The sequence below is a fragment of the Zhengella sedimenti genome (assembly GCF_046506625.1).
GTDB lineage: Bacteria > Pseudomonadota > Alphaproteobacteria > Rhizobiales > Rhizobiaceae > Zhengella > Zhengella sedimenti.
Genome location: NZ_JBKFFP010000002.1, coordinates 132016 through 157967, shown reverse-complemented (window position 1 = coordinate 157967; position 25952 = coordinate 132016). Strand labels below are relative to the sequence as shown.

The window sequence follows — 25952 nt, the reverse complement described above, 5'->3', positions numbered from 1 at the left end:
CTCGCCATGGAGCGCTTCCTTCGCTGCCTTCCCCTGCTGCTGGCGCTGGCCCTGCCTGTCGCCCTTGCGGTGCCCGCCATTGCCCGCGAAGCGGCGCCGCACGAGCAGGCGCAGGTACTGGAGGTGCATCCGGCCCCGCTGACCGTGATGACGGCCAAGGGGGAGTTCGGCTTCGACATCGAGGTCGCCGATGACGCGGATGAACGAAGCACCGGCCTGATGTTCCGCACGGAAATGCCGGACGACCGGGGCATGCTGTTTGTTTTCCCGTCCGATGTACGCGGCTCGTTCTGGATGATGAACACCATCCTGCCGCTCGACATCATCTATATCCGCGCGGATGGCACGGTGGATTCGATCGTCCGCGGCGAACCGTTCTCCCTGGCCCCCCTGCGATCGCGGGGGCTGATACGCTACGTGCTTGAAGTGAACGCCGGAATAGCCGAAAAGACCGGAATTCGTCCGGGCGTCCGTCTCAACCATCCGCTCATCGCGCCCGGCAAGTAACCGGTCCGGGTTTCCAGCATGCAGCATTTCACTCACGACGGATACGATTTCGCCTTCATCGACGAGGGCGAGGGCGATCCGGTCCTGCTCATTCACGGTTTCGGTTCGTCCCATTCGGTCAACTGGGTCACGCCCGGCTGGGTGCAGGCACTCAACCAGGCCGGCTACCGCGCCATCGCGCTCGACAATCGCGGCCACGGGCAATCGGCAAAGATCTATGACGCCGCCGCCTACACGCCCGAGGCCATGGCCGGCGATGCCGCCGCCCTGCTCGACCATCTGGGCATCGGGCGGGCCCATGTCTTCGGCTATTCCATGGGCGCGCGCGTCACCGCCTTCATGGCGCTGGGCCATCCGGACCGCGTGGCAACCGTCATCCTGGGCGGGCTGGGCTATGGCATGGTGGAAGGCGTGGGTGACTGGGACCCCATCGCCGAGGCTTTGCTGGCCGACGATCCGGATACGATCACGGACAGGCGCGGTCAGATGTTCCGTGCTTTCGCCGATCATACGAAAAGCGATCGCCGGGCGCTCGCCGCCTGCATTTCCCGGTCGCGCGACCTCCTCAGCGAGGAGGACGTGGCCCGCATCACGCAACCGGCGCTGGTCGCCGTGGGCACCAATGACGACATCGCCGGATCGCCGCACCGCCTGGCTGCGCTCATGCCGCGCGGCGAGGCTTTCGACATCGAGCGGCGCGACCACATGCTTTCCGTCGGCGACCGCACCTTCAAGAAGCGCGCCCTGCAATTCCTCGCGGAGAACGCCTTGTGAAACCCTCCCGTGAAATCATCCTGACCGGTGTCGAGGGCAATCGCCTGGAGGCGGAAATCTGGGGCAGTTCCGGCCATCCCGTCATTCTGCTGCACGGCGGCGGCCAGACCCGTCACGCCTGGTCGCGCACGGCGATGCGGCTTGCGGCGGCCGGCATGCGGGCCATGGCGGTGGACCTGCGCGGCCATGGCGAGAGCGAATGGGTGCAGACCGGCCACTACCGCTTCGCCGACTACGGCCGCGATGCCGATGCCATCGTCGAGCAGGTCACGGATCTTTTCGGCGAGGCCCCGTCCGGCGTCGGGGCGTCGCTCGGAGGCCTTTCGCTGCTGACCAGCGAGATCAACATACGCCCCAGGCTTTCCTCGCTCGTGCTGGTGGATGTCGTGCCGCTCATGAACCGGCAGGGCGTCGCCCACATCCTCGCCTTCATGGCCGCGCGCCTGTCCAACGGCTTCGCCTCGCTCGAGGAGGCCGCAGACGCCATTGCCGCCTACCTGCCGCACCGCAAGCGGCCGCGCTCGCTGGAGGGGCTGCGCAAGAACCTGCGCGTCGGCGAGGACGGACGCTACCGCTGGCATTGGGATCCGGCCTTCTCGGCGGGTGAATACAGCATCGACCGCGGCGCCGAGGCCCACATGATCGCCCTCGACGCCAATCTCGACCGTCTTGAGCTTCCGGTCCTGCTTGTGCGCGGCATGCAGTCGGAACTGGTGGACGAAAAGGTGGCGCGCGACGTCGTGGCGCGCCTGCCGCGCGGCGAATATGCCGATGTCGGCGGGGCTGGCCACATGGTCGCCGGTGACCGGAACGACGCCTTCTGCGACGCCATCCTGGCCTTTCTCAGCCGCGTCGAAGCGGCCTGATCCCGCGCTCACTGCCGCCGGGCGCCGTCAGCGGCCTTGGAAGACCGGCTTGCGTTTCTCGCGAAAGGCGCTCCGCCCTTCCGCGTAGTCGGCGCTGTCGAAGGTGGCCGAGCCAAGGCTGCGGGCAAGCGCGGCATCCGCCTCCGCCTTGCTCGTCACCGCGCGAATGGCTGCCTTGGAGGCCCGCACCGACAACGGCGCGTTGGCAGCGATCGTCTCGGCCATCGCCGTGGCGCGCGCGTCGAGCGCGGTGCGGTCACCTTCGATCTCCAGCAGGAAACCGGCTGAAAGTGCCTGTGCGGCGGTGATGCGCGCGGCCGAGTAGGTCAGCCATTTCGCCATCTGCGCGCCGGCTGCGGTGACGATGTCGATCATGGCCTCCTGGGGATAGGCCAGGCCGAGTCGCGCGGCCGGAACGGCGAATGTGGCATCGGGCGTGGCCAGCCGCAGGTCGCATGCCGCTGCCAGTCCTAAACCGCCGCCGAAGCAGATGCCCGAAATGGCCGCGATCACCGGAAAGGGCGCCTCCCGCAGGGCCGAGAAGGCATCGGAATTGGCCTGTTCATAGGCGCGCGCGGTTTGCGCGTCGCGCCGCACCGTGTCGAATTCGCCGATATCGGCGCCGGCGGAAAAGTCTACCCCTTCGCCGGTCAGGATCAGCACGCGAACGTCTCCGCCACCCGCCCACTCCTGGGCCTGGTCCGCCAGGGCGCGCCACATCGCCTGGGTGACCGCGTTCTTGCGGTGCGGCCTGTTGATGGTCAGCCGTGCGATGCCATCGTCGATCCGCGCTTCCAGTCCGTCCGCGATTTCAGCCATTGTCGAACCCGGTTGAGTGCTGTTTCACCGGGTTGTGAAAAGTTTGCGGTTTGAATGCAAGCCGTTCTGACCTATTTTCCGTCACAGACACCAGTGCGAGGTATCCGTCATGGCGATCCAGTCCGCGAAGAGCGCCGGCAACCTGAAGCCGGTGGACCCGATCTGGTCCCAGGTCCGCCACGAGGCACGGCAGGCAGTGGAGAACGATCCGCTGCTGGCCGCCTTTCTCTATTCCACCATCCTCAACCACGACTCGCTGGAGGATGCCGTCGTCCATCGCGTTGCCGAAAGACTCGATCACCCCGATCTCGGCGCGGACCTGATCCGCCAGACCTTCGCGGTGATGATTCGCGGCGATTCGTCCTTTTCCGAAAGCCTGCGCGTCGATATCCAGGCCGTTTTCGATCGCGACCCCGCCTGCACGCGCTACCTCCAGCCGGTCCTTTATTTCAAGGGCTTCCACGCGATCCAGACCCATCGTCTTGCCCATTGGCTCTGGCAGCAGGGCAGGGAGGATTTCGCGCTCTACCTGCAAAGCCGCTCTTCCGCGGTTTTCCAGACGGACATCAACCCGGCCACGCGTATCGGCAAGGGCATCTTCCTCGACCATGCGACCGGCCTTGTCGTCGGGGCGACCGCCGTCATCGAGGACGACGTATCGATCCTCCAGGGCGTGACGCTGGGCGGCACCGGCAAGGAAGACGGCGACCGCCACCCCAAGATCAGGCGCGGCGTCCTCATCGGTGCGGGCGCCAAGATCCTCGGCAATATCGAGATCGGCGCCGGTGCCAAGGTGGCCTCCGGTTCAGTTGTGCTCGAGGCCGTCCCGCCCTGCAAGACGGTGGCCGGCGTTCCGGCCCGCATCGTCGGCGAGAGCGGCTGCGCCGAACCGTCACGCGACATGGATCAGCGCATCGCCGTCCGGGACCGCTGACCGGTCCGAAACGGTTCGTTCGGGGTTTACACCCGGGCGTCCACCATGCCAGAAGCGCCATTGCCGGCCGGGCTGTGCCCGGTGCGCAAATGCAATGACGATCATCAGCCGATGGAGCAGGATACCTTGAAACCCGATGAATTGCGCAAGCTCGACGCCTATTTCAAGCGGACCTTCATGAACCAGGCTCTGCAGGTCAAGGCGCGCCCGCGCAAGACCGATTCCTGCGAACTGTACCTTGGCGACGAGTTTCTCGGCATCATCGACCGGATCGAGGAAGAGGGCGAGGTGTCCTACAATCTCGCCATGGCGATCCTCGATATCGACCTGGAATGAGAGACATCGCCGGCGGGTTCACCCGCCGGTCACCAGGAGCCTGCGCGCAAGCGCCAGCACCGCGGCGTCGAGACGGCGCCATTCGCCCAGCATGTCCTTGGAAAACCGGTAGGTCAGCGACAGGTTGTCGCCGACATGGACATCGCGTTCGCAAGCCGCGATCGCCTCGCGCGCGGCTTCTCCGGCCAGGCAGCGCGCCGCGAAAGGCGCCTGGCCGGCACGCTTGCCCAGCACCAGCAATTCGCCCAGGTAGCCGGTTTTTTCCTGGAAGCCGTGCATGGTCAGCCCCGCCGGGCCCTCGATGCCGGGCCGAATGATCAGTTCATTGTAGATCGGCTCGACCCGCCCGGACATGTCGCGTGACATCATCCGCTCCTGGAAGGTGAGAAAGACAAGCGTTCCGCGCTCGCCGGTGTTGTTGAACGCGCCGGCGTGTTCGTGGCTGTAGCCGGTCATGTCCGGCCAGCGCGCATAGAGTTGAAGTTGCGGCCAGCTTCCGTCCGTGCGCTGCCACGGATTGCGGATCATGTTGGACGGCACATGCAGCACGTTGTTGCCCATCACGATCTCGCGGATCCGCGTGTCATCCGTATGCCCGGCCATGGCGATGGCCCGTCCGTAGTGCTTCCCCGCCACGTAGATGGCAAGCGACACCAGCAACAGCCCGGCAAACACCAGGAACACGCGCATCATGAAGCGCGCGTCGAGTTGCCTGACGATCAGTTCGGGATTGGCGGTAGCGGTCATGGTGTCCCGGCTTGAAACGGAATCGGGTGGCACGCGCCTTGCGAGCGGCAGGTTGAGGCATATCCTTCTTCGCTTATGGTAAACGGTGCGTAAAAATGGACGGCTTGCATTTGTTTTTGTTCGCGTGGCTCACGGGTCTCACCGTGGCCGGCTGTGTTTCGGCCATGGCCGAGGCGGTATCGGCACGCGCCGTCACCTTCTGGCCGCCATTCGTTTCGCGGGCCCGCATCCTGCGTTCACTGGCCTTCACCGCCCTGGCCGGTCCGGCCATGATCCTCAATGACGCGATGGATGCCTGGCGAACAGGGGGCATCTCCGCATGGACGCTCGGCGCGGCCGTAATGGTGGTCAATGCCTGGGCGCTCGCCCTCGGCATCCTTTCGCTGGCGCTTTTGGCGGCTGTTTTTCCCGCGGGCGTCTGATAGGACTCCCGCGTTGAAACACGATTAAAGCCAGGGAGGGACAGGAATGCCGGTATATGCGCTTGCCGATCGCAAGCCGACTTTCGAGGATCGCGAAAGCATCTGGATTGCGCCCGATGCGCACATCATCGGCGATATCCGTGTCGGCCGCGATGTCGGCATCTGGTTCGGCGCTGTCCTGCGCGGCGACAACGACCCGATCACGCTGGGCGACGGCACGAATGTCCAGGAACACACCGTGATGCACACCGATATCGGCTATCCGTTGACGGTCGGCAAGGGTTGCACGATCGGCCACCGGGCGATGCTGCACGGCTGCACGGTCGGCGACAACACGCTGATCGGAATGGGTGCCATCGTTCTCAACGGAGCCCGCATCGGCGCCAATTGCCTTGTCGGGGCGGGCGCGCTGGTCACCGAGGGAAAGGAATTTCCCGACAACAGCCTTATCGTCGGATCGCCGGCCAGGGCAGTGCGCACCCTTGACGACCGCGCCGTCCAGACGCTCAAGGCGTCCGCGCTGCACTACATCGAAAAGCAGCGTCTTTTCGCCGGCAGACTGAAGGAATTGTAATCTGCCCGCCTGAAAAGGTGGAGCCGGCCTCGGGGATCGGAGGCCGGCTCCTGCAACCCGGTCATGGGGGACGGGGAGTTGGGGACTTGACCGGGTATTCGCTTCAGCGCCGGATCGAGCCGACGGTGCGGGCGCGGCTGTCATTGATCGACACCCAGACGCCGGCATTCTTCGATGATTGCCGTTTGAGATAGCGGTATTCTGTCTTGTCCCAGGCCAGGACGCGCGGCTCCAGGTTGTCGAGGATGAAGTCGCCGAGATCCGTCGACAGCGTCAGCACGGCGTGGCCGTCGCCATTGGGCTGCAGGACCACCGTGACGAGCAGAGCGGAGGCGGGAACGCCGGCCTTCATCAGCAGGCGGCGCTTCTCCAGCACGTAATCCTCGCAATCCCCCTGCCGGCCCGGATAGGACCAGTATTCCTCTCGGCCCCACATTTCCATGTCGGTGCGCGGTTGCACCATGACGTTGACCGTATCGTTGATTTCGATGACCCGGCTCCACAGCGCACGCGTCAGCGTCACCTTGCCGGCACCGGCGGTTCGCCCGCACTCGGCGGGATAGCTCTGGCAGAATTCGTAGTGGCCGATCGGCTGCGACGTGATGCTGCCGGTGCGCATGGGTGAATTCGCATGGGCAAGGCCGGTCGTTCCGGCAAATGCAGCACCAGCAATCAGGACTTTCAGTATTTTGTTTTTCATGTCCAGTCTCCCCGTGTGGAGAGAACAGTGACATAATCGAATTTACTTCAGGCAAAGGCCGGTATTTGGAATTTAAGAAAACAAAAATAAAAACTATAGGGCAGTTGATGTGTATTTGTATTTGTCTTGATTGAAATATTAGTCAAAATTTCTGGAAATTAGCAGAAACTTTAATTAGAAAGGAATTGCTACATGAAAGCCGCGGTTAACCATCCCGCGCAAGGCCGGGTAGCGGGCAAGCGCGCCAGGAAAACGGGGAGCAGGCGCTTGAGGAGGTCGCCCGGCATCCGGAACGAAAAAACCGGCCACGGGGGCCGGTTTGCTCCTTGTTCCTGAAGTGGCGCGTCAGTTGTGCAGGGAACCGGCGAGTTCGGCCTCGCGCTGGAGAACCGCGAATTCGACGGCGACACCTTCATCGAAGTGGCGCACGACCTGACCGCGCATCGTCCCCAGGGTTACCTGTGTCCCGATGGCCGGCTTGACCTCGATTTCAACCGCGGCGCCTGAAAGGGACAGGTCGATGATCCGGCACTGGTACTGGCGCCCGTCGGTCAGCTTGAGGACGGAAATGGGATTGCGCGGCGCCACGCGTTCGTGCCGGCGGTCTTCCGGCAGGTCGAGTTCATGCTTGTTGGCAAGCCAGGTCAGTTGCGCGGCCAGCTTGTCCTTCTTGCGTTCCGACGCGATGATCGTGACCGCGAAGCCATCCTGCAGGGTTCGTGTGATAACCCCTTCCACGCGGCCGATATGGTCGAGATAGGCAATGCACTTCTCGCCGGGCTGTCCGGTGACATCGGTTCGCAGGGCCACGCTACCGGGCGACATGTCGATGACCTGGCAAGGATGTTCCTCGCGGTCCTCCAGCATGAAGCGGCCATAGACCTTCACGCTGACGCGCTGGAATGTGCGCCGCTCGGGCCTGTCCGGCATGGGCTGTGGGGCAGGCATGCTCATCTTCGTCGTGTGCCTCGTCTGCGCTGTCATCCGAATGGACAGCCTTAACCATACGGGCGCAGATATTAACAACGGGTAAGTGCCGCGGGTTCAACTTGTCGTTTCCCGGTTGATTCAGGAAAGACCGCCGTCAAGCACCATGAGATGGCGGACACGCCTGCCGGACGGCTGGTCAACGCCGTGCTCCATGTCCTCGACAGCAGGGCTGATGGGCGGCACGGCGACTTCGGGCCGGTTCTTGAGGAAGACCGGTTCGCGGTCGGGATCGACGACCCGCAGTGCGGTCAGCCGGCATTCCACGAGGGGATCGACGCACAGCCAGAACGGCTTGTCCAGCACCACCGCCGAACCCAGCGCCCGCGCTCCATCGCCGTTGCCCTGGATGGGCAGCAGGATCAGTTCCATGGCGATCATGCGTCCTGCGCGGCTGTGGCCTTCCAGGCTCAGCGCCACCACGCAATCGTCCCTGAACGCATTTCCGGCGAGACGATTGACGATGCGGCGGTCCCTTTCGCTCCAAAGGGATGAAAACATGAAGCCTTTCAGTTCCTTGCCGAACAGCGCGCAAAGCCGTGTGCCGGCCAGGCGGAACACGGCCTGTCCGCGTGCATCCTCCTCCAGGATGAAGGTGTCGCCGAGCAGGGAGCGGATGTCGGCCGGTTCGATCTCGTTGCGCCGCGGGGCAGGGCGGCCATCCCGCAGCCTGTTCCAATACAGGAAAAGATCGATTGTCTTCTGGTCTTTCATGGCGCTTGTCCCACGATCTGTCAGCATTTGTTCCATCGACGAACAGAATCGGTGTTCCCCGACGGGATTCATGGACAACGGGGCATAATGCGTGCCAGCGCCCGCAGGTTTCGATCGCGGGTTATCAACGGGGCTTGGCCGTTAAGGTTAACAAAGGCTTTCCGTTGTCTCGCGCCGGTTCGTGTGGCATACGGATATCAACGACGAAGCGCTTGGTATTGCGGCCCTTTCGTTGTTGACAGCCAGTTTCTTTCGGGGAGAGCAGGGGCTCGACCAGGCCGTTCGGGAAAACCCCGGACGGCCTCTTTTTTTAACGCCTTCCCGCCTGTAGGCTTCCCATCCCGTCAGACCGGCCCGGAAAGCACTGTCACGCATGCAGCATCCCGCACCCGAGGAAAACGGCACCCCGCCGGTCCATGAACCGGTGTTCAATATTGCCGGCCCCGCACTGGTGATGATCGTGATCTGTGTCGCGGTCCACGTCATGCGGGTCTATGTGCTGACGCCGGACCAGGACTACGCGTTGATCCTGCGCACCGCCTTCGTGCCGCTGCGCCATACCGGCGGTTTCGATCTCGATGTCTACGCCTTCCTCTCGCCGCTGACATACTCGCTGCTGCATGGAGGCTGGCTGCACCTTGTGATCAACATGGTCTGGCTGGCGGCATTCGGCTCGCCGCTTGCCGCGCGAATCGGCTGGCTCCGGTTTCTTGCCTTCTGGGCGGTGACTGCGCTTGGCGCCGTGGCCCTGCATTTCGCCCTCTATCCGGATGACGCGGTGCCGCTTGTCGGCGCCTCGGGTGCCATATCCGGCATGATGGCGGCGGCCGCCCGATACGGCTTTACCGTGGGCCGTTCCGCTGGTGTGCGTGCCTTCGAGGGGCCGCTGTTGTCGCCGCGCCAGATGCTCGCCTCGCGCCTCGTCCTCTCCTTCCTCGGCATCTGGTTCGTCGCCAACCTGATTACCGGCCTCGCCTCGCCTGGCGGCAGCCCGATTGCCTGGCAGGCCCATATCGGCGGATTCATTGCCGGTTTCGTTGCCATCCCCTGGCTGGATCCGCGCCGGCGCGCCTGAAAGCGGGCACAATCCGCACTTGCCAAAACGCCGCGGCCGTCACACCATGAATGCGGGACTGGGGGGTGGCATCCATGGATGTCCACGCAGCGAGAGGAGAAGTTTCATGACCGTGAAGGCGATTCTCGATCAGAAGGGCCGGGACGTGGTGACGATTTCGGCTGGCGAGACGCTCGGCAATGCCGCGGGCCTGCTGGCGAAAAAAAGGATCGGCGCCGCCGTGGTGGTTTCGGCGGATGGCGCGATCGAGGGCATTCTCTCCGAACGCGACATCGTTCGCGCCGTGGCCGAGCGCAAGGGCGCGTGCCTCGATGACGCGGTTTCCTCGGTGATGACGGCGAAGGTCAAGACCTGCACCGAGACGAGCACGGTCAACGAGGTCATGGAAATCATGACCGCGGGCCGGTTCCGCCACCTGCCTGTCGCCGAGGGCGGAAAGCTGGTCGGGATCATCTCGATCGGCGACGTGGTCAAGCGCAGGATCGAGGACGTGATGCGCGAGGCCGACGAGATCCGAAACTACATCGCTGCAGGTTGAGGGGAGCGGAAGACCGGTTGCCGACGGCACAAAAAAAGTTCCCGGCGCGAGCGCCGGGACAGTGGGAGGGATACAAGAATTCCGTTGGCAATCAGGCCGCCGCGTCTTCCATCTTCTTCAGCCGCATCAGCATGTCGTGATTGCGGCAATAGGCAGGCGCTTCGTCCGGGGCATCGCTGCTTTTCAGCCATTCCTCGCAAGCATCGCCTTCGCTGCATGAAAGGCAGCGATTGGCGGCGCGCCGGTAGACTTCGGCAGCGTGCGGGAGACCGTTCATGTGGTCGTTCAGCTCAAGCTTGCGGACCATGCCCTCGAAAAGATCACCGTGACGCAGGATCCTGGTAAAAATTCCCATGAGGCTCATGTGACGGTCTCCCATCGCCGTTGACATGATCAGTCTTGCACAGCCGGCATGGGCTGCCTTGATTTAAGTCAACAGTTACAAATCGCTGTCCTGTTTCCAAAATCCTTGCAACACGGGACGGTTTGCTCTACCCGGATGACGACCTGAAGGCCGGCCTGCGGCGCCGGCGGCATCCCGGAAAGCAGCCCAGCACGCCATGACCCTCATTGATACCCGTACGCCCGAGCCGAAACGCCTGATCCCCGGAGCCTCCGGCGATTGGGAGGTGATCATCGGCATGGAAGTCCATGCCCAGGTCATCAGCCGCTCCAAGTTGTTTTCCGGCGCCTCGACCGCCTTTGGTGGCGCGCCGAACGACCATGTCTCACTCGTCGATGCGGCCATGCCGGGCATGTTGCCGGTCATCAACGCCGAATGCGTCCGCCAGGCCGTGCGCACCGGCCTCGGGCTGAAGGCGCGGATCAATCTGAAATCCGTCTTCGACCGCAAGAACTATTTCTATCCGGACCTTCCGCAGGGCTACCAGATCTCCCAGTTCAAGCAGCCCATCGTGGGCGAGGGTATCGTCACCGTTGCCGTCGGTCCCGACAAGCAGGGCAATTTCGAGGCGATCGAGGTCGGGATCGAGCGCCTTCACCTGGAACAGGACGCGGGCAAGTCGATGCATGACCAGCATCCGACCATGTCCTATGTCGATCTCAACCGTTCGGGCGTGGCGCTGATGGAGATCGTCTCCAAGCCGGACATGCGCTCCGCCGACGAGGCCAAGGCCTACCTGACCAAGCTGCGCACCATCCTGCGCTATCTCGGCACCTGCGACGGCAACATGGACGAGGGCTCCATGCGCGCCGACGTGAACGTCTCCGTGCGCCGGCCCGGCGAACCCTTCGGCACGCGCTGCGAGATCAAGAACGTCAATTCCATCCGCTTCGTCGGCCAAGCCATCGAATACGAGGCGCGCCGCCAGATCGCGATCCTGGAGGATGGCGGCTCCATCGACCAGGAAACCCGCCTGTTTGACCCGAGCAAGGGCGAGACGCGCTCCATGCGCTCCAAGGAAGAGGCGCACGACTACCGCTATTTCCCGGACCCCGACCTTCTGCCGCTGGAATTCACGCAGGAATTCGTGGATGAACTGGCCGCCGGACTGCCGGAACTGCCCGACGAGAAGAAGGCCCGCTTCATGGCGCTCGGCCTGTCGGAATACGATGCGTCGATCCTGGTCTCGGAGAAGGCGATTGCCGACTATTTCGAGCAGGTGGCCGAGGGCCGTGACGGCAAGGCGGCTGCGAACTGGGTGATCAACGACCTGCTCGGCGCGCTCAACAAGGCGGGCCTCGGCATTGACGAGACGCCCGTCTCTCCGGCGCAACTCGGCGCCGTGATCGACCTGATCCGTGACGGCACGATTTCCGGCAAGATCGCCAAGGACCTGTTCGAGATCGTCTGGAACGAAGGCGGCGACCCGAAGGCCATCGTCGAGGAGCGCGGCCTGAAACAGGTCACCGATACCGGCGCCATCGAGAAGGCGGTTGACGAGGTGCTGGCCGCCAACCCGGACAAGGTCGAGCAGGTCAAGGCCAAGCCCACCATGGCGGGATGGTTCGTCGGCCAGGTGATGAAGGCGACCGGCGGCAAGGCCAATCCGCAGGCCGTGCAGGCCCTCGTCAAGGCCAAGCTCGGGATCGAGGAATGAGCCGTCGGTTCACGATCCGCCCGACAGGACCGGACGATGTCGATGCGCTGATGCGGCTCGTCAGGGAAAGCTGGGCGCGCACCTATGATCCGATCATCGGCGAGGCGGAACGCCTGCGCATTTCCGGCGCCAAGCATGTCCGCACGCTCTTTGAATCCGAATATGCCGGCCCGGCCGGCTTCGGCTTCGTCGCGAGCGACAGCGACGGGCGCCTCGTCGCCCAGGCCGCCGGTGAATGGCTGGAAACCGGCGCCGCCTTCATCGACCGCATCCACGTCGAGCCGGACTGGAAGGGCTCCGGCGTCGCCATGGCGCTGATCGAAGCGGTGGCGGCCGAGGCCGACAAGCGCGGAGCTCCGGTCGAACTGACGGTCCTGCGCGGCAATGACCGCGCGATCGCCTTCTATTTCAAGGCGGGCTTCCAGCGAATCGAGGAAGCGCCCGGCCTTGGGGATACCCCGGCGGACCTGATGCGCCGTCCGGCCGGTATCGCGCAGGCTTGACGATCCGCTTGGAAAAAAGCCATCGTGACGGAGCGCACGCCGCGCGACAGCATGAAGCAGGCAGCTTGAGGCAAAAGCATCCATGTGGATCAGGACCGTCGATCGCGACGATTTGCAGAATATCCGCGATCTCCTCGTCAAAACCTGGCACGCCACCTACGACGACATCTACGGCAAGGACCGCGTCAACGCGATCAACGAGGATTGGCATTCGGTCAAGGCGCTGCAGAAGCGCATGACCAGGCCTTATTCGGAGTTCGTCATCGCCGACGACGGAACCGAGATTCTCGGCGTTGCCTACGCTTCGATGGGCGATGAGCGGATCGCCTATCTCCACCAGCTCTATGTGAACCCGGACGCTCAGGGCAGGGGCGCCGGCAAGGCGCTTCTGATCGAGATGGAAAGCGCTTTCCCGATGGCGGCGAAAATGCGTCTGGAGGTGGAGGAGGCAAACGCAAAGGCCATCGCCTTCTATGAGAACCAGGGCTATCGCCAGGTGGACCGAACGGATAATTGCGGCAGCCGCGATTCCGGTATTCCGGCGCTCATCCTGGAAAAGCAGATCGGCTGACGTCCGGACGGGCCTCGGGCGCGGAGGGTTGCGGCAACGTGCAGACAGAACCGCTGATCCGGCCCGCCACGCGCGCCGATGTGCCCGCTATCGTCGCCCTCTTCGCCGATGATGCGCTTGGGGGCCATGGCGATACGTCTGATCCGGCGGCCCTGCCTGACTATCTGGCCGCGTTCGAGCGGATCGCCGCCAGCCCCTGCGACACCCTTTACGTCGCAGAGGTCGACGGCGTCGTCGCCGGCACGTTCCAGATCACGCTCACGACGGCAATGACCGGACGCGGCCGGCCCGTGCTGACCGTGGAGGCCGTGCAGACGGCAGCAAACATGCGCGGGCGCGGCATCGGTGCCGCCATGGTCCGTCATGCCATCGAGGAGGGCCGCAGGGCCGGCGCGCGCCTCGTCCAGCTCATGAGCAACAAGGCACGCGGCGATGCCCATCGCTTCTATGAGCGCCTCGGTTTCGCCCGCAGCCACGAGGGCTTCAAGCTGAAGCTGTGAAAGCCGTCCGGACGTTCAATTATCCCGCCTGCGCCCCTTGTCTTCCGGCGCCGGGCGTTTCATAAGGCGAAGCAATTGCGGATGCGCGGCATCACCCGTGCGTCCGGCGCGCAGGACGAGGCCCGGCATGCTCAAGCTACTCACCAACATCTTCACCTGGTGGAACGGCGCGACGCTCAACACCAGGTTCTTCACCTGGCGTCATGGCACGAAGGTGGGCGAGGACCAGTTCGGCAACGTCTACTACGAAGGCACGAAGGATTCCGAGGGCCGCACGCGGCGCTGGGTCATCTACAACGGCTATGCCGAGGCGTCCGCCATACCGCCAGGCTGGCACGGCTGGATGCATCATCGTGTCGATACCCCGCCGACGAAGGAAAACTATGTCCGCCGCGACTGGGAAAAGGAACACATCGCCAACCTGACCGGGACGCCCTCCGCCTACCGGCCCGACGGATCGATCCTGACCCCGGCCAGCCGTCCGAAGGTGACCGGCGACTATGACGCGTGGACACCGGGTTCCTGAGCCGTTCGGCCGGATCCGGCCTTGTCGCGCCACAATTTGCGGTTATCGCCTTCTTAACGGTGGGGCATGGAGAATGCCACGCCATCGAACGATATCCGCGATTCCATGGAAATTGCTTCCGGCCATGAAGAACAGAACAAGCAACCGTTCAATCCCGCTCGTGCTTGCCGTGGCGATGGCCGTTGCCGGAGGCAGTGCGCAGGCCGAGCGCATCACCAATCCGGTGGCCGAGTTCACCGGAATCGACAAGATCACCGGCCGGATCATCAACTTCGATGTCTACATTGACGAGACGGTGCAGTTCGGTGCGCTGCTCGTCACGCCGCGCGTCTGCTACTCCCGTATCAACGAGGATGAACCGAAGACCGACAGCTTCGTCGAGGTCGATGAGATGACGCTGGATCGCAAGGTGCGACGGATCTTCACCGGCTGGATGTTCGCTGAAAGCCCGGGCCTCAACGCGGTCGAGCACGCTGTCTATGACGTCTGGCTCAAGGGCTGCAAGCAGGATTCCGAGGTTCCCCCGCCGAGGCAGGGCTGAGGGTTCCTCAAACGTCCGGGGATGCTGTCTGCTCCCGCTCGCCCGGCAGGTTGAAGTCCGCATCCTTCGAGATCGCTGCCGCCAGCATCTTCTCATAGGCCCGCCGCGGCACGTCGACGGCGCCGAACCGCTTCAGGTGATCGGTGGTGAACTGCGTGTCGAGCAACAGGAATCCCTGTTCCTTCAACCGTTCCACCAGGTGCCAGAGGCAGACCTTGGACGCATCCCTCTCGCGCGCGAACATGCTCTCGCCGAAGAAGGCCGCCCCCAGGGAAACACCATAGAGACCGCCAACAAGCCGTCCCTCGCGCCAGGCTTCCACCGTGTGGCAATAGCCGCGCCGGAAGAGGGCCCCGTAGGCTTCGCGGATGGCGCGGTTGATCCACGTCGTCGGCCGGCCTTCGCTGGCTTCGGCGCAACCCTCGATCACGCCGTCGAAGTCGCTGTCGAAGGCTATGGCGAAGCGTTCCTGGCGGATGACCTTGCGCAGGCTGCGCGGCATGTGGAAACCGTCGAGCGGAATGATGCCGCGCACCTCCGGCCGCACCCAGAACACGTCCTCGTCGTCCGCATCCTCCGCCATCGGGAAAACGCCGGTGGCATAGGCGCGCAACAGCAGGTCAGGCGGAATGGCTTGTCCGGGCGCGAGCGGGCGGCTCACGGCTTCACCCGCGCGTGATGCCGGCGATCAAGCCACACTGGTCTTGGTGGCCAGGTATTTTTCGAGCCAGTGAATATCATAGTCGCCGTTTGCGATGTCCGGATTGGTCACCAGATCGCGGAAGAGCGGCAGCGTGCTGTTGATCCCGTCCACGACGAACTCGTCCAGCGCGCGGCGCAGGCGCATCATGCACTCCACCCGGTTGCGGCCGTGCACGATCAGCTTGCCGATCAGGCTGTCATAGAAGGGCGGGATCTTGTAACCCGAATAGACGCCGGAATCGACGCGCACACCGAGGCCGCCGGGCGTGTGGAAATGCGTGATGACGCCAGGCGAGGGCGTGAAGGTCAGCGGATCCTCGGCATTGATGCGGCACTCGATGGCATGGCCGGAGAAGCGGATTTCCTCCTGCCGGACCGAAAGCCCGCCGCCGGAAGCCACGCGGATCTGCTCATGAACGAGGTCGATGCCCGTAATGGCTTCGGTAACGGGATGCTCCACCTGCAGGCGGGTGTTCATCTCGATGAAGTAGAATTCGCCGTTCTCGTACAGAAACTCGATGGTGCCCGCGCCCGAATAGCTCATCTCGGCGATGGCATTGGCGCAGATTGCCCCGATGCGCTCGCGCTCGGCTTCGTTGAGCGCCGGCGAATTGGCCTCTTCCCAGACCTTCTGGTGGCGGCGCTGGAGCGAGCAGTCGCGTTCGCCGAGATGAACGCCCTGACCCATGCCGTCGCCCACCACCTGCACCTCGATATGGCGCGGCTTTTCCAGGTATTTCTCGATATAGACCGCGTCGTCGCCAAAGGCGGCGCCGGCTTCCGAACGCGCCGTCTGCAGCGCCACGAGCAGATCGTCCTCCGAACGCGCCACCTTCATGCCGCGCCCGCCGCCGCCGGCCGAGGCCTTGATGATGACCGGATAGCCGATGTCGGCGGCGATGCGCCGGGCGTCCGCCTCTTCCGTGACCGCGCCGTCGGAGCCGGGAACGACCGGAATGCCGAGCCGCTTGGCGGTCCGCTTGGCCTCGATCTTGTCGCCCATGATGCGGATATGGTCCGCCTTGGGGCCGATGAAGGTGATGTTGTGGGCTTCAAGAATGTCCGCGAACTTCGCGTTTTCAGAAAGGAATCCGTAGCCCGGATGGATGGCGTCGGCGCCGGTGATCTCGCAGGCCGCCACGATCTGGTGGATGTTGAGATAGGAATCGCGCGAGGGCGGGGGCCCGATGCACACGCTCTCGTCGGCAAGGCGCACATGCATGGCATCCGCGTCGGCCGTCGAATGGACAGCGACGGTTGAAATGCCAAGCTCCTTGGCTGCGCGCAGGACACGCAGGGCAATCTCGCCGCGATTGGCTATGAGGATCTTGTTGAACATGGCCGCTTACTCGATGATGACGAGCGGCTCGCCGAACTCGACGGGCTGGGAATCCTCGACAAGGATGGCGGTGATGGTGCCGGAACGCGGCGAGGGGATCTGGTTCATCGTCTTCATCGCTTCCACGATCAGCAGGGTCTGGCCCTGTTTCACGCTCTGCCCCACTTCGATGAAGGCCTTGGCGCCCGGCGCGGGCGCCATGTAGACCGTGCCGACCATCGGGGAGGGAACCGCGTTCTTGTTGTCGGTCGGCTTGTCCGGTGCTGCCGCTGCCGGAGCGGCCTGTGCCGGGGCGGCGGCTGCCGCCGGAGCCTGGGCGTGGATGATGGGCTGGGCCGCCATCTGGCGGGAAACGCGCACGCGCAAGTCGTCCTGCTCGACCTCGATTTCCGACAGGTTCGTTTCGTTCAGGATCTCGGCGAGATCGCGGATAAGCTGCTGGTCGATGCCCGAGGATTTGGAAGCCATGCGCTATTGTCCTTCTTGAAGCGTTCAGCCAGCCGCGCCGCGCGCCGGCTGTCTGCGGTTCTGCGCCAGCCGGGCCTCACACGAAGTGGTCCCCGCCGGCAAGCCGCGCGTCTCTATAAAGCGGATAGCCGCGCACGAAAAGACCGCAAGCGGCAAGTTTTGTTCTCCACAGCCGATTGCCGTCCGCCGCCGGCCCGTCAGCACTCCGTGCTGTTGCAGGCGCGCAGGTTTTCCACCTTGGCCGTCAGCACGTCCTGGCCGAGCGCGCCGAACACCACCTCGTCACCCAGGACATAGGACGGCGTCCCGGTGATCGACAGCTTGTTGGCCAGGTCATAGGTCTTGCGGAAGGTGGCGATGATCTGCGGGTCCTTCATGGCGTCGCGCAACGCGGCCTCGTCGATCCCCATGCCGGTGGCGATCTCGATGGCCTTGTCCTCGGTCGCGCGCCCGCGCGAGCTGAGAAGCTGCTGGTGGAATTCGGGATATTTGTCGGGCGCGATGTTGATGAGCGCCTGCGAGACGATGTGCGCCTTCTGCGAATCCTCGCCCAGGATCGGGAACTCCTTGAGCACGAAGCGCAGGTCCTTGTCCGCTTCCACCATGGCCTGCATGTCGTCGAGGGCCCGCTTGCAGTAGCCGCAATTGTAGTCGAAGAACTCGACGATCGTCACCGAGCCTTGCGGATTGCCGATCAGGCCGTCGTGCTTTGAATCGAAGAGATCGTCGCCCGCCGCGCTGATCACGGCGCGCTGGAGGTTGCGCTGCTCGGCTGCCTGCTTTTCTTCCAGCGCCTGCTGCGCCTCGATCAGGACCTCCGGATTCTCGATCAGGTAGGACCGGATGATGGATTCGATCTCCTTCCGGTTGGCGTCGGAAATCGTCATGTCCTCCGCGACCGCCCGGACCGGCAGCGATACGGATAGGGCGACACCCGCCGCGACAAGCGTGTGTACGAGGGTGCGGGGAAGGGCGGCGGATCGGATCATGTGGTTCGTTTCCTTGTCATGAATGGGCGGCACGGCGCCGGGATATCGGTCAGTTTTTCTTGTTCCGGGGCGAATCGATGATGTCCTGCGCCCGTTGCCAGGCCGGCGAGCCCCGCTTGAGCTTCTGCTGGGCCCGAGCGGCGAAGATCCGCGCCTCGCGGATGTTGCCGGTGTGGAAATTGCCTTCCGCCGACGCCAGTTCCGCCTCGCCGATTTCGCCAAGCGCGCCGTGCGCCTGCGCCAGGAACCGGTACGCTCCGGCATTGGTCGGGTCGACGGCCAGACCCTTGCGGATCATGGTGATGGCTTCGCGCATCGAATCGCGCTTTCCCGTCGCGATCAGCGCCTGGCCGCGTGCGATCAGCAGCAGCGGCGATCCGCCGCCAAGCTTTGCCGCCGTCCCGTAGGCCGCCGCTGCCTCCGCCGGCCTGTTCGCCTTCATCAGCGCGTCGCCCAGCAACTCGCGGAAGTAGGCATTGCGCGAGCGTTTCGCCACGAGCGCCTCGGCGCGCTGGACCGCAGTGCGCGGATTGCCGTTGAGATAGGTGTTGAGCGCAAGCCCGTATTCGGCGGCGATCGGGGTGCGCAACGACCGGCTGATGCGCGCAACCGCGCCCGGGCCTTCCGTGTAGGCCGCGATCTTCACCCGCGCCATGTCATGGCGTTCCTGGAGTTCGGGCGGGTCGGCCCGGTTCCAGTACTTGCTCTGCTTCGCCCGCTCCGCCAGCAGCGCGATCCGGTCGCGCGGCATGGGATGGCTGGCGAGGTAGGGGTCGATACGCGAACCCGTCAGCGAAAGCGCGCTGGCAAAGCGTTGGAAGGTGTCGATCATCCCCTGCGCCGACTGGCCCATGGCTTCCAGGTAGTCGAGTGCGGAACGGTCGGCGGTCGCCTCCTCGCCGCGCTGGTAGGCCAGCAGGCCGCGCCGCGCCAGTTCGCCCGATCCCATCGCGATGCCGCTTCCCGCGCCCGCAAGGCCCCGGCTGTTCGTCGCCGCGCCGGCTGCCATGGCGCCGATGCCGAGCAGCGAACCGACCACGGCGAGCGTCTGGGCGCGCTCGATCTGCTGGCGCAGCCGCTCCTGGTGGCCGCCGGCAATGTGTCCGGCCTCATGGGCCAGCACACCGATGATCTCGTTCGGCGTTTCGGCGATCATCAGCGCGCCGGTATTGATGAAAAGGCGCCGGCCAGTCACGAAGGCATTGAAGGAACTGTCGTTGACGAGGATGATTTCGACGCCGGATTTCGAAAGACCGGCGGCCTTGAGGATCGGCCGCGCGTAGTCGCGCACCAGCGCCTCGATTTCGGCATCCCTGACGATGGGCACGCGTGACTGCGCAAGCGCAGGCGCCGCGGCCTGGGTGGCGGCGATGCCCGCCGCCGCCAGAAGGGCGGTGGCCTTCAGCGTGAACCGGCGAAACATGGTTGTGGCTGATCTGAAAGTCATGACATCCCTAGGGCTACTCGACTGCAAACGGGTTGGAAACCCGCATCGGTTCCAAATCATCAACTTGTGATCGCCACATCAATCGGGCATTTGTGCGGCCGGACAAGAGGCGCGGCGTCACGCGCCAGCGACAGCCACGATTGTCGAGCGCAGGAGACCGGCAGGGATGAAGACACATGTTTCCAGGCGGAGCGCCGTGGAGCCCTTTCACGCGATGGACGTGCTGGCGGCAGCCAATCGCATGAAGGCGCGCGGCGTTCCCGTGATTTCCATGGCGGTCGGTCAACCCGGCGATCCTGCACCGCAGGCCGTGCGTGAAGCCGCGGCACGCGCCCTGACCGATGGCCGGATCGGTTATACCGATGCGCTTGGCCGCCTCGCGCTGCGCGACGCCATCGCCGCCCACTACGAAGACCACTATGGCGTGGCTGTCTCCCCGGACCGGATCGCCGTCACGACGGGTTCCTCCGCCGCCTTCAATCTCGCCTTCCTGGCCATGTTCGATCCGGGTGACCGCGTCGCGATCACTGCGCCCGGTTACCCGGCCTACCGCAACATCCTCAAGGCGCTCGGATTGGCCGTCGTCGAAATCCCGCTCGACGCCGACGGTTACCTGAAGGCGGCGCAGGTGGAGGCGGCCCATCGCCAGGGACCGCTGGCCGGGGTGCTCTTCGCAAGCCCCGCCAACCCCACCGGAGCGGTCATTCCCGACGCCGAGCTGAAGGCGATCGCCGCGACAGCGCGCGATCTCGGGATCGCGCTCATTTCCGACGAGATCTATCACCGGCTCAACTTTTCCGGACCGGATACGACCGCGCTGGCCCTCGACAACGGCATAACGGTCATCAATTCATTCTCGAAATACTACTGCATGACCGGCTGGCGCATTGGCTGGATGGTCTTGCCCGAGGCCCTGGTCCGTCCCATCGAGCGGATCGGCCAGAGCCTTTACATCTCGGCGCCGGAACTGTCGCAGATCGCCGCCGTGGAAGCGTTCGAAGCCACCGCGGAACTGGAACGCGTCAAGGCGCGCTACGCGACAAGTCGCGCGCTGCTCATGGAAGCGCTGCCGCGCTTTGGCCTGCCGCTGTCCGCACCCATGGACGGTGCCTTCTATGCCTATTGCGACGTGACCCGCTACACCAACGATTCCATGGCCTTTGCCCGCGCGATGCTGGAGGAAGCCCATGTGGCGGCGACCCCGGGCCTCGATTTCGATCCGGTGCAGGGGCCGCGCACCATGCGCTTCTCCTATGCCGGAACAACGGACGACATGGCGGAGGCGGTGCGCCGGCTGGAACGCTGGCTCGCCTGACCGGTCAGGATCCCGTCCGGCCTTGCGCCCGGCTCCGGCGCTGCGATGCTGTTGACGCATGACATGAAAAAGCCCGGCGAACACCGGGCTTTTTCGTCAGAAACAGGCTTTTGACGGGATCAGAAGAAACCCTTGCGCTGCCACCATCCGGCCTTGCGCGGCTTGGCTTCGTCGCTGTCCTTGCTGGCCGACGTCACGACCGGCTCGGACGCGACCGGGGCGGTGCGGGCCGAACGGTCGGTATTCGCCGTTTCCCCGCTCTCGCCACCCTCGGCGGACCTAGGCTCTTCCTCGGACGCGGCGGCGGGTTTCGCAGCCTCTGCGTTCGCTTCCTCTGCCTTCGCGTCCTCGCCCTCGGTCCCGTCGCCGGCAAGCGCTTCCTGCGCCAGGTCCGCCACGGCTTCCACCGTCGGGGCATCCGCGGGTGCCGTGTCCTCGGCCGTCACTTCTTTTTCCGCGTCGGCCTTCTTGCGCGACCGGCGCTTGGGCTTGGGCTTTTCTTCCTTTGCAGCGGCCTCGTCGGCCTTGGCATCGGTGCCGGCACCTTCATCAGCCGCTTCCGTCTTGGCCTTCTTGGCGCGGCTGCGGCGCTTCGGCTTGGCCGGCGCCTCTTCCTCGGCGGATGGTTCCGGTGCGGCTTCTTCCGGCTGCGCCGTGCCTTCGACTGCCGCAGCCGCGTCGGCGTCGCTCATGGCGCTCACCGCAGGGGCTTCCCCGGCGGCCGGCGTTTCGTCCGCCGCGTCATCGCCTTCGTCAGACGATCCGGATTCCGGCCCCTCGCCCTCGCCACGGCGGTTGCGGCGTCCGCCACGCTTGCCACGCCGGCGCTTGCGGCGTTCTGCGCCGTCGTCCTGCTCCCCGGCGGTGTCGTCGTCGCCCGAGCCCTCGGCCGTGTCGGAGTCATCTTCCGCGCCGGTCTCGTCACCGTCCTCGCCGTCGGACTCGCCGTCGGCATGCTGCATGTCTCCGTCGCGGTCACGCCCGCCGCGCCGGCGCCGCCTGCGCCGCCGCTTGCGGCGGCCGCCGTCATCGTCCTTGTCGCCTGTTTCCTCGGTCGCGGTCTCGCTTTCCTCCGCGACCATGTCGTCGATCGCCTCTTCTTCGGCCAGATCCGGCGCGAGGGCCGGGACGACGGCGGTCGGTGTTCCGGCCGCCGCGGAGCCGCGATCGATCTCCACCAGTTTCGTGCCCACCGTATCGTCGCCCTCGACGGTGACGGTCAGCCCGAAGCGGGCTTCCAGGTCCATCAGTGTGGCCCGCTTCTGGTTGAGGATGTAGAGCGCCGTGGCGATGGGCGTGCGCACCGTGATGTTGTTGCGCGCGTCCTTGGTCAGGTATTCCTCGATGGCGCGCAGGACATAGAGCGCGACGGAGGAGTCGGAGCGCACGTGACCGGTGCCGCCGCAGTGCGGGCAGGTCTGCATCGTGCTTTCCAGCACCGACGCGCGGATGCGCTGGCGCGACATCTCCAGCAGGCCGAAGGGCGAGATGCGCCCGACCTGGATGCGGGCGCGGTCATTGCGCAGGCAGTCCTTCAGCCGCTTTTCGACCGAACGGTTGTTGCGCTTCTCCTCCATGTCGATGAAGTCGATGACGATCAATCCGGCCATGTCGCGCAGGCGCAACTGCCGCGCCACTTCCTCGGCGGCCTCGAGGTTGGTCTGCAGCGCGGTGTCCTCGATGGAATGCTCCTTGGTGGAGCGCCCCGAGTTGACGTCGATGGCCACCAGCGCCTCGGTCTGGTTGATGATCAGGTAGCCGCCCGACTTCAGCGTCACCTGCGGCTGGAGCATCCGGTCGAGCTGGGCCTCCACGCCGTAGCGCACATACATCGGCGTCGGGTCGCGATAGGGCTGCACCACCTTGGCATGGCTCGGCATGAGCATGCGCATGAAGTCCTTGGCCTCGCGGTAGCCGGTCTCGCCCGCCACGAGGATTTCATCGATGTCCTTGTTGTAGAGATCGCGCACCGACCGCTTGATGAGGCTGCCTTCCTCGTAGACGAGGGCAGGGGCGGTGGACTGGAGCGTCAGGCTGCGCACCTGCTCCCACATGCGCATCAGGTATTCGTAGTCGCGCTTGATTTCCGGCTTGGTGCGGTTGGCGCCCGCGGTGCGCAGGATGACGCCCATGCCTTCCGGCACGTCCAGGTCCTTGACGATGTCCTTGAGCCGCTTGCGGTCGGTGACATTGGTGATCTTGCGGGAAATCCCGCCGCCACGCGCCGTGTTCGGCATCAGCACCGAATAACGCCCGGCCAGCGACAGATAGGTCGTCAGCGCCGCGCCCTTGTTGCCGCGCTCTTCCTTGACCACCTGCACCAGCAGGATCTGGCGGCGCTTGATCACCTCCTGGATCTTGTAGTTGCGGCGCGGGGCGCGACGGCGCAAGGCCGCCTCGTCCATGGCGTCGTCGGCACCGACCATCTCGACCCCGGCATCCTCGCCGTCGCCATTGACGTCGTCGTCGCCGTTGGTTTCGTCGCCGTTCGCCTCGTCGCCGGCAGCGTCGTCGCTGTCCGTTTCGCCGGCGCCGGCATCAGCCCGGGCGTCCGCTTCCTGCTGGTCGGCCTCCAGGTCGTCGCCGAATTGCGGTGCCGAAAGGTCGGCGTCCTCCGAAACGACATTGGCGTCGGCATTGGCCGCCAGCGCGGCAACCTGCGCCGGATCCTCGCCTTCGGTCTCGCCCTCGTGTTTCTTCACGTCGGATGCGCGCGCCTTCGCCACCTTCTCGGATCCGCGTCCGCCGCGCCTGCGACGGCCGCGCCCGCGGCTGTTGCGCCCGGCCTGTTCCTCGTCCTCGTCCTCGTCTTCGCGGCGCGCCGCTTCGGCCTCGTCGCGAAGCAGGGCCTGCCGGTCGGCAACGGGGATCTGGTAATAGTCGGGATGAATTTCGGAGAAGGCCAGGAAGCCGTGGCGGTTGCCGCCATATTCCACGAAGGCGGCCTGCAGCGAAGGTTCCACGCGGGTGACCCGCGCCAGATAGATATTGCCCTTGAGCTGCTTCTTGTCCTGTGATTCGAAATCGAATTCTTCGATGCGGTTACCGCGGGTGACAACCACCCGCGTTTCCTCCGGGTGGGAGGAGTCGATAAGCATTTTGTTGGCCATGGAAAGTCCCTGGGACAGATCGGCTCCGGGCTGGTGGCCGCACGGGCGCTGCCGGGCCGGAAGTGGATCTGCCTGATTTGTTGATTGCCGTCATGGCCAAGGCGGGCGACGCATGCCGGACCCCGTCCGCGGCTTCAGAAGCGCGGATACTCGAGGAGCCAGGAATTCGTGCGTTTGGCGCCATCACCTTGTCATTTCGGTCCATTACACTGTGGATGCGGATGGATCCGCACCCGTCCTTGCTCTTGAAACATCGGCGCGGGTTGAGCCGACCCGGCCGTTTTCCTCACACAAAGGCCCCGGTCGTCGGTGACCTTGAAGAAATCCTTCTTGGAGCGCCGCCGGAGGCGTTTCATTGCCCTGGCGGTTCCGCCGGCCCTTTTCCACGTCCGCGGGGACAAGGTGGATTTCGTGCCTGGGCGTCGCCAGATTCCCGGACTGCTCCATTTCCGCTTTTATGTCCTGGCGGGGTTCGTGGCAACCCTCGACGTGAAAGAGCCGCATTCATCCCTCAGCAGGACTTGATTAACCATATGGGGTTAGCAAACATTTGCGAATCGGAACGCGCACGACGGGAGTCCGCCAGCGTGCCAGGAACGGCAGGAACGAGATGGGTGCGTGCCCTGGCGCCGCTGCTGGTGCTGGCCCTTGTGCTCGCAGTCCAGTTTGCCCGCCCGTCGGTTGCCGCCGAAGATGCCTTGCTCGCATACGATCTCTCCATGGTCGGAGACGACAGCCGGATGCGCGTGATCATGCGTTTCGACCGCGAGACCGCGCCACGCTGGTCGCTTCGGCGCCAGCCGCACCGCCTTGTCATCGACTTTCCGGAAACCCGCTTTCGCTTCTCTGAGGAAAACACAGCCCCCGCCGGCATGATCGAGGGCGTGCGCTACGGTGACCTGGGAGAGGGGCGTGCGCGCATGATCCTGCAGTTCACCGGCCCCTTCCGCGTTGAGCGTCTTGAAACCGTCAAATCCGGCGAGGACGGCACCTGGCGTATGGTGGCCGATATCGTCAGGGCCACGCCCGGCGAATTCGAGGCGGCGCTCGCATCCCAGCCCGCCTTGCTGGCTCCATCCCGCTCGACGCCGAAAACCGACCGGCTCGAAGCCAACCGGTCCGAGGGCGATGGCAGGTTCACCATCGTCCTCGATCCGGGGCATGGCGGCATCGACGGCGGCGCGGAGGGCCTGCACGGAACGCGCGAGAAGACGATCACGCTGGCCTTCGCCCTCGAACTGCGCAAGCTCCTGGAGGAAACCGGCCGCTTCCGCGTCGTGATGACCCGTGACAGCGACAAGTTCCTCCGCCTCGACGAAAGGGTGCGAATCGGCCGCCAGAACGAGGCCGACCTGTTCATGTCGATCCATGCCGACACGATTCGCTACGGCTATGTGCGCGGCGCCACCGTTTACACCTTGTCCGAAAAGGCATCCGACAACATCGCCGCCGCCATTGCCGAGACCGAGAACCTGGCCGACGCCATCGCGGGCATCGAGTTGCCGGAGCGTGACACGGATGTTGCCGACATCCTGCTCGATCTGGTGCGCCGCGAGACGCAGGCCTTTTCTGTCCGCTTTGCCCGCACGCTGGTCGGGGAACTGTCGGAAGAGGTCGAACTGATCAAGAATCCGCACCGTTCGGCGGGTTTCAGGGTGCTTACGGCCCATGACATGCCGTCCGTCCTGCTGGAACTCGGCTACCTCTCCAACAGCAAGGACGAGAAGCTGATGCGGGATCCGCAGTGGCGGGAGAAGGCCGCGCGGAGCATCGTTTCGGCCGTGTCGCTTTTTGCCGCCGCCCGTGGCCCGGAGGGCGGGTGAGGCGCGGCCCGGGGGCTGGATATCCCGGCGGCGCCGGACGTATGGGAAAATGGCTTGAATTTCGC

29 protein-coding genes are annotated in these 25952 nt (G+C 64.8%); 17 read left to right on the top strand and 12 right to left on the bottom strand.

The genetic code is table 11. The annotated features are described in order from the left end of the window. Positions 1 to 6 precede the first annotated feature (6 nt). The 3 genes from ACLB6G_RS06395 to ACLB6G_RS06385 are packed head-to-tail and all read left to right on the top strand — an operon-like array spanning position 7 to position 2147. Positions 7 to 507: a DUF192 domain-containing protein gene (locus ACLB6G_RS06395; protein WP_410355314.1), complete on the top strand. Its 501-nt coding sequence runs from the start codon at positions 7 to 9 to the stop codon at positions 505 to 507. Between the two features lie 18 nt (positions 508 to 525). Next, on the top strand, positions 526 to 1281 hold the full coding sequence (locus ACLB6G_RS06390) for an alpha/beta fold hydrolase (RefSeq protein WP_410355313.1): 756 nt from the start codon (positions 526 to 528) through the stop codon (positions 1279 to 1281). After that, positions 1278 to 2147: an alpha/beta fold hydrolase gene (locus ACLB6G_RS06385; protein ID WP_410355312.1), complete on the top strand. Its 870-nt coding sequence runs from the start codon at positions 1278 to 1280 to the stop codon at positions 2145 to 2147. The genes ACLB6G_RS06390 and ACLB6G_RS06385 overlap by 4 nt, the downstream gene beginning before the upstream one ends. A 27-nt stretch (positions 2148 to 2174) precedes the next feature. On the opposite strand, the gene ACLB6G_RS06380 is transcribed toward ACLB6G_RS06385, so the two are convergent. Further along, the gene (locus tag ACLB6G_RS06380; RefSeq protein WP_410355311.1) at positions 2175 to 2966 is read right to left on the bottom strand and encodes an enoyl-CoA hydratase-related protein; all 792 of its coding nucleotides are present in this window, start codon (positions 2964 to 2966) and stop codon (positions 2175 to 2177) included. Positions 2967 to 3075: 109 nt separating this feature from the next. Between ACLB6G_RS06380 and cysE the strand changes: the two genes are divergently transcribed. Then, on the top strand, positions 3076 to 3900 hold the full coding sequence (gene cysE / locus ACLB6G_RS06375) for a serine O-acetyltransferase (protein ID WP_410355310.1): 825 nt from the start codon (positions 3076 to 3078) through the stop codon (positions 3898 to 3900). Between the two features lie 126 nt (positions 3901 to 4026). Beyond that, positions 4027 to 4236, top strand: a complete 210-nt coding sequence (locus tag ACLB6G_RS06370) for a DUF3126 family protein (protein WP_410355897.1) — start codon at positions 4027 to 4029, stop codon at positions 4234 to 4236. An 18-nt stretch (positions 4237 to 4254) separates the two neighbouring features. Here the strand turns inward: ACLB6G_RS06370 and ACLB6G_RS06365 are convergent, their stop codons facing one another. Next, positions 4255 to 4983 carry a hypothetical protein gene (locus ACLB6G_RS06365; protein WP_410355309.1) on the bottom strand — a complete coding sequence of 243 codons (729 nt, stop codon included), beginning with the start codon at positions 4981 to 4983 and terminating at the stop codon, positions 4255 to 4257. Between the two features lie 110 nt (positions 4984 to 5093). Between ACLB6G_RS06365 and ACLB6G_RS06360 the strand changes: the two genes are divergently transcribed. Next, positions 5094 to 5405, top strand: coding sequence for a DUF6949 family protein (locus tag ACLB6G_RS06360; protein ID WP_410355308.1), 312 nt, complete (start codon positions 5094 to 5096; stop codon positions 5403 to 5405). Positions 5406 to 5451: 46 nt separating this feature from the next. Continuing rightward, positions 5452 to 5979 (top strand): gamma carbonic anhydrase family protein, encoded by a 528-nt coding sequence (locus ACLB6G_RS06355; RefSeq protein WP_410355307.1) that lies wholly within the window; start codon positions 5452 to 5454, stop codon positions 5977 to 5979. A gap of 103 nt (positions 5980 to 6082) precedes the next feature. Here the strand turns inward: ACLB6G_RS06355 and ACLB6G_RS06350 are convergent, their stop codons facing one another. From ACLB6G_RS06350 to ACLB6G_RS06340, 3 genes are all read right to left on the bottom strand, one after another. Further along, positions 6083 to 6679 (bottom strand): transglutaminase-like cysteine peptidase, encoded by a 597-nt coding sequence (locus ACLB6G_RS06350; RefSeq protein WP_410355306.1) that lies wholly within the window; start codon positions 6677 to 6679, stop codon positions 6083 to 6085. Positions 6680 to 7024: 345 nt separating this feature from the next. Beyond that, positions 7025 to 7627 carry a PilZ domain-containing protein gene (locus ACLB6G_RS06345; protein ID WP_410355305.1) on the bottom strand — a complete coding sequence of 201 codons (603 nt, stop codon included), beginning with the start codon at positions 7625 to 7627 and terminating at the stop codon, positions 7025 to 7027. Positions 7628 to 7747: 120 nt separating this feature from the next. After that, complete coding sequence (locus ACLB6G_RS06340) at positions 7748 to 8380, bottom strand: PAS domain-containing protein (RefSeq protein WP_410355304.1); 633 nt, start codon at positions 8378 to 8380, stop codon at positions 7748 to 7750. Positions 8381 to 8753: 373 nt separating this feature from the next. Between ACLB6G_RS06340 and ACLB6G_RS06335 the strand changes: the two genes are divergently transcribed. Together ACLB6G_RS06335 and ACLB6G_RS06330 are read left to right on the top strand one after the other, a co-directional pair. Continuing rightward, a complete protein-coding gene (locus ACLB6G_RS06335) occupies positions 8754 to 9455 on the top strand; it encodes a rhomboid family intramembrane serine protease (protein WP_410355303.1) in 702 nt (233 codons plus the stop codon). A gap of 106 nt (positions 9456 to 9561) precedes the next feature. Then, positions 9562 to 9993, top strand: coding sequence for a CBS domain-containing protein (locus tag ACLB6G_RS06330; RefSeq protein ID WP_410355302.1), 432 nt, complete (start codon positions 9562 to 9564; stop codon positions 9991 to 9993). 91 nt (positions 9994 to 10084) lie between these two features. On the opposite strand, the gene ACLB6G_RS06325 is transcribed toward ACLB6G_RS06330, so the two are convergent. Next, entirely contained in the window at positions 10085 to 10357 is a 273-nt protein-coding gene (locus tag ACLB6G_RS06325) for a DUF6455 family protein (protein WP_410355301.1), read from the bottom strand. Positions 10358 to 10553: 196 nt separating this feature from the next. On the opposite strand from ACLB6G_RS06325, the gene gatB reads away from it, so the two are divergent. The 6 genes from gatB (at position 10554) to ACLB6G_RS06295 (ending at position 14694) form a co-directional block, all read left to right on the top strand. Beyond that, positions 10554 to 12053, top strand: a complete 1500-nt coding sequence (gene gatB, locus ACLB6G_RS06320) for an Asp-tRNA(Asn)/Glu-tRNA(Gln) amidotransferase subunit GatB (RefSeq protein WP_410355300.1) — start codon at positions 10554 to 10556, stop codon at positions 12051 to 12053. Continuing rightward, complete coding sequence (locus ACLB6G_RS06315; protein WP_410355299.1) at positions 12050 to 12556, top strand: GNAT family N-acetyltransferase; 507 nt, start codon at positions 12050 to 12052, stop codon at positions 12554 to 12556. The genes gatB and ACLB6G_RS06315 overlap by 4 nt, the downstream gene beginning before the upstream one ends. Before the next feature lie 82 nt (positions 12557 to 12638). Further along, the gene (locus tag ACLB6G_RS06310; protein ID WP_410355298.1) at positions 12639 to 13127 is read left to right on the top strand and encodes a GNAT family N-acetyltransferase; all 489 of its coding nucleotides are present in this window, start codon (positions 12639 to 12641) and stop codon (positions 13125 to 13127) included. A 38-nt stretch (positions 13128 to 13165) separates the two neighbouring features. Further along, on the top strand, positions 13166 to 13627 hold the full coding sequence (locus ACLB6G_RS06305; protein WP_410355297.1) for a GNAT family N-acetyltransferase: 462 nt from the start codon (positions 13166 to 13168) through the stop codon (positions 13625 to 13627). Between the two features lie 127 nt (positions 13628 to 13754). Continuing rightward, on the top strand, positions 13755 to 14153 hold the full coding sequence (locus tag ACLB6G_RS06300) for an NADH:ubiquinone oxidoreductase subunit NDUFA12 (RefSeq protein WP_410355296.1): 399 nt from the start codon (positions 13755 to 13757) through the stop codon (positions 14151 to 14153). A gap of 124 nt (positions 14154 to 14277) precedes the next feature. After that, positions 14278 to 14694 carry a DUF2155 domain-containing protein gene (locus tag ACLB6G_RS06295; protein ID WP_410355295.1) on the top strand — a complete coding sequence of 139 codons (417 nt, stop codon included), beginning with the start codon at positions 14278 to 14280 and terminating at the stop codon, positions 14692 to 14694. Positions 14695 to 14701: 7 nt separating this feature from the next. Here the strand turns inward: ACLB6G_RS06295 and aat are convergent, their stop codons facing one another. The 5 genes from aat to ACLB6G_RS06270 all read right to left on the bottom strand — a co-directional run bounded on the left by aat (position 14702) and on the right by ACLB6G_RS06270 (position 19639). Continuing rightward, positions 14702 to 15355 (bottom strand): leucyl/phenylalanyl-tRNA--protein transferase, encoded by a 654-nt coding sequence (aat, locus tag ACLB6G_RS06290; protein ID WP_410355294.1) that lies wholly within the window; start codon positions 15353 to 15355, stop codon positions 14702 to 14704. A gap of 27 nt (positions 15356 to 15382) precedes the next feature. Further along, on the bottom strand, positions 15383 to 16735 hold the full coding sequence (accC, locus tag ACLB6G_RS06285; RefSeq protein WP_410355293.1) for an acetyl-CoA carboxylase biotin carboxylase subunit: 1353 nt from the start codon (positions 16733 to 16735) through the stop codon (positions 15383 to 15385). A gap of 6 nt (positions 16736 to 16741) precedes the next feature. After that, the gene (accB, locus tag ACLB6G_RS06280) at positions 16742 to 17203 is read right to left on the bottom strand and encodes an acetyl-CoA carboxylase biotin carboxyl carrier protein (RefSeq protein ID WP_410355292.1); all 462 of its coding nucleotides are present in this window, start codon (positions 17201 to 17203) and stop codon (positions 16742 to 16744) included. Positions 17204 to 17400: 197 nt separating this feature from the next. Continuing rightward, positions 17401 to 18192, bottom strand: coding sequence for a DsbA family protein (locus ACLB6G_RS06275; protein ID WP_410355291.1), 792 nt, complete (start codon positions 18190 to 18192; stop codon positions 17401 to 17403). Positions 18193 to 18241: 49 nt separating this feature from the next. Beyond that, on the bottom strand, positions 18242 to 19639 hold the full coding sequence (locus tag ACLB6G_RS06270; protein WP_410355290.1) for a M48 family metalloprotease: 1398 nt from the start codon (positions 19637 to 19639) through the stop codon (positions 18242 to 18244). 166 nt (positions 19640 to 19805) lie between these two features. On the opposite strand from ACLB6G_RS06270, the gene ACLB6G_RS06265 reads away from it, so the two are divergent. Next, positions 19806 to 20954 carry a pyridoxal phosphate-dependent aminotransferase gene (locus ACLB6G_RS06265; protein WP_410355289.1) on the top strand — a complete coding sequence of 383 codons (1149 nt, stop codon included), beginning with the start codon at positions 19806 to 19808 and terminating at the stop codon, positions 20952 to 20954. Between the two features lie 119 nt (positions 20955 to 21073). Here ACLB6G_RS06265 and ACLB6G_RS06260 read toward each other — a convergent pair whose 3' ends face one another. Continuing rightward, positions 21074 to 24064, bottom strand: coding sequence for an Rne/Rng family ribonuclease (locus ACLB6G_RS06260; RefSeq protein WP_410355288.1), 2991 nt, complete (start codon positions 24062 to 24064; stop codon positions 21074 to 21076). Positions 24065 to 24678: 614 nt separating this feature from the next. On the opposite strand from ACLB6G_RS06260, the gene ACLB6G_RS06255 reads away from it, so the two are divergent. Further along, positions 24679 to 25887, top strand: coding sequence for an N-acetylmuramoyl-L-alanine amidase (locus ACLB6G_RS06255; RefSeq protein ID WP_410355287.1), 1209 nt, complete (start codon positions 24679 to 24681; stop codon positions 25885 to 25887). Positions 25888 to 25952 lie beyond the last annotated feature (65 nt).

Coding starts and splice junctions, on each gene's coding strand:
- cysE (WP_410355310.1), top strand. CDS start 3,076: ATGGCGATCCAGTCCGCGAAGAGCGCCGGCAACCTGAAGCCGGTGGAC.
- ACLB6G_RS06295 (WP_410355295.1), top strand. CDS start 14,278: ATGAAGAACAGAACAAGCAACCGTTCAATCCCGCTCGTGCTTGCCGTG.
- ACLB6G_RS06330 (WP_410355302.1), top strand. CDS start 9,562: ATGACCGTGAAGGCGATTCTCGATCAGAAGGGCCGGGACGTGGTGACG.
- ACLB6G_RS06260 (WP_410355288.1), bottom strand. CDS start 24,064: ATGGCCAACAAAATGCTTATCGACTCCTCCCACCCGGAGGAAACGCGG.
- ACLB6G_RS06345 (WP_410355305.1), bottom strand. CDS start 7,627: ATGCCTGCCCCACAGCCCATGCCGGACAGGCCCGAGCGGCGCACATTC.
- ACLB6G_RS06335 (WP_410355303.1), top strand. CDS start 8,754: ATGCAGCATCCCGCACCCGAGGAAAACGGCACCCCGCCGGTCCATGAA.
- ACLB6G_RS06315 (WP_410355299.1), top strand. CDS start 12,050: ATGAGCCGTCGGTTCACGATCCGCCCGACAGGACCGGACGATGTCGAT.
- accC (WP_410355293.1), bottom strand. CDS start 16,735: ATGTTCAACAAGATCCTCATAGCCAATCGCGGCGAGATTGCCCTGCGT.
- ACLB6G_RS06265 (WP_410355289.1), top strand. CDS start 19,806: ATGAAGACACATGTTTCCAGGCGGAGCGCCGTGGAGCCCTTTCACGCG.
- ACLB6G_RS06350 (WP_410355306.1), bottom strand. CDS start 6,679: ATGAAAAACAAAATACTGAAAGTCCTGATTGCTGGTGCTGCATTTGCC.
- ACLB6G_RS06390 (WP_410355313.1), top strand. CDS start 526: ATGCAGCATTTCACTCACGACGGATACGATTTCGCCTTCATCGACGAG.
- ACLB6G_RS06355 (WP_410355307.1), top strand. CDS start 5,452: ATGCCGGTATATGCGCTTGCCGATCGCAAGCCGACTTTCGAGGATCGC.
- ACLB6G_RS06310 (WP_410355298.1), top strand. CDS start 12,639: ATGTGGATCAGGACCGTCGATCGCGACGATTTGCAGAATATCCGCGAT.
- ACLB6G_RS06365 (WP_410355309.1), bottom strand. CDS start 4,983: ATGACCGCTACCGCCAATCCCGAACTGATCGTCAGGCAACTCGACGCG.
- ACLB6G_RS06325 (WP_410355301.1), bottom strand. CDS start 10,357: ATGAGCCTCATGGGAATTTTTACCAGGATCCTGCGTCACGGTGATCTT.
- ACLB6G_RS06270 (WP_410355290.1), bottom strand. CDS start 19,639: ATGACTTTCAGATCAGCCACAACCATGTTTCGCCGGTTCACGCTGAAG.
- ACLB6G_RS06395 (WP_410355314.1), top strand. CDS start 7: ATGGAGCGCTTCCTTCGCTGCCTTCCCCTGCTGCTGGCGCTGGCCCTG.
- accB (WP_410355292.1), bottom strand. CDS start 17,203: ATGGCTTCCAAATCCTCGGGCATCGACCAGCAGCTTATCCGCGATCTC.
- ACLB6G_RS06340 (WP_410355304.1), bottom strand. CDS start 8,380: ATGAAAGACCAGAAGACAATCGATCTTTTCCTGTATTGGAACAGGCTG.
- ACLB6G_RS06300 (WP_410355296.1), top strand. CDS start 13,755: ATGCTCAAGCTACTCACCAACATCTTCACCTGGTGGAACGGCGCGACG.
- gatB (WP_410355300.1), top strand. CDS start 10,554: ATGACCCTCATTGATACCCGTACGCCCGAGCCGAAACGCCTGATCCCC.
- ACLB6G_RS06275 (WP_410355291.1), bottom strand. CDS start 18,192: ATGATCCGATCCGCCGCCCTTCCCCGCACCCTCGTACACACGCTTGTC.
- ACLB6G_RS06380 (WP_410355311.1), bottom strand. CDS start 2,966: ATGGCTGAAATCGCGGACGGACTGGAAGCGCGGATCGACGATGGCATC.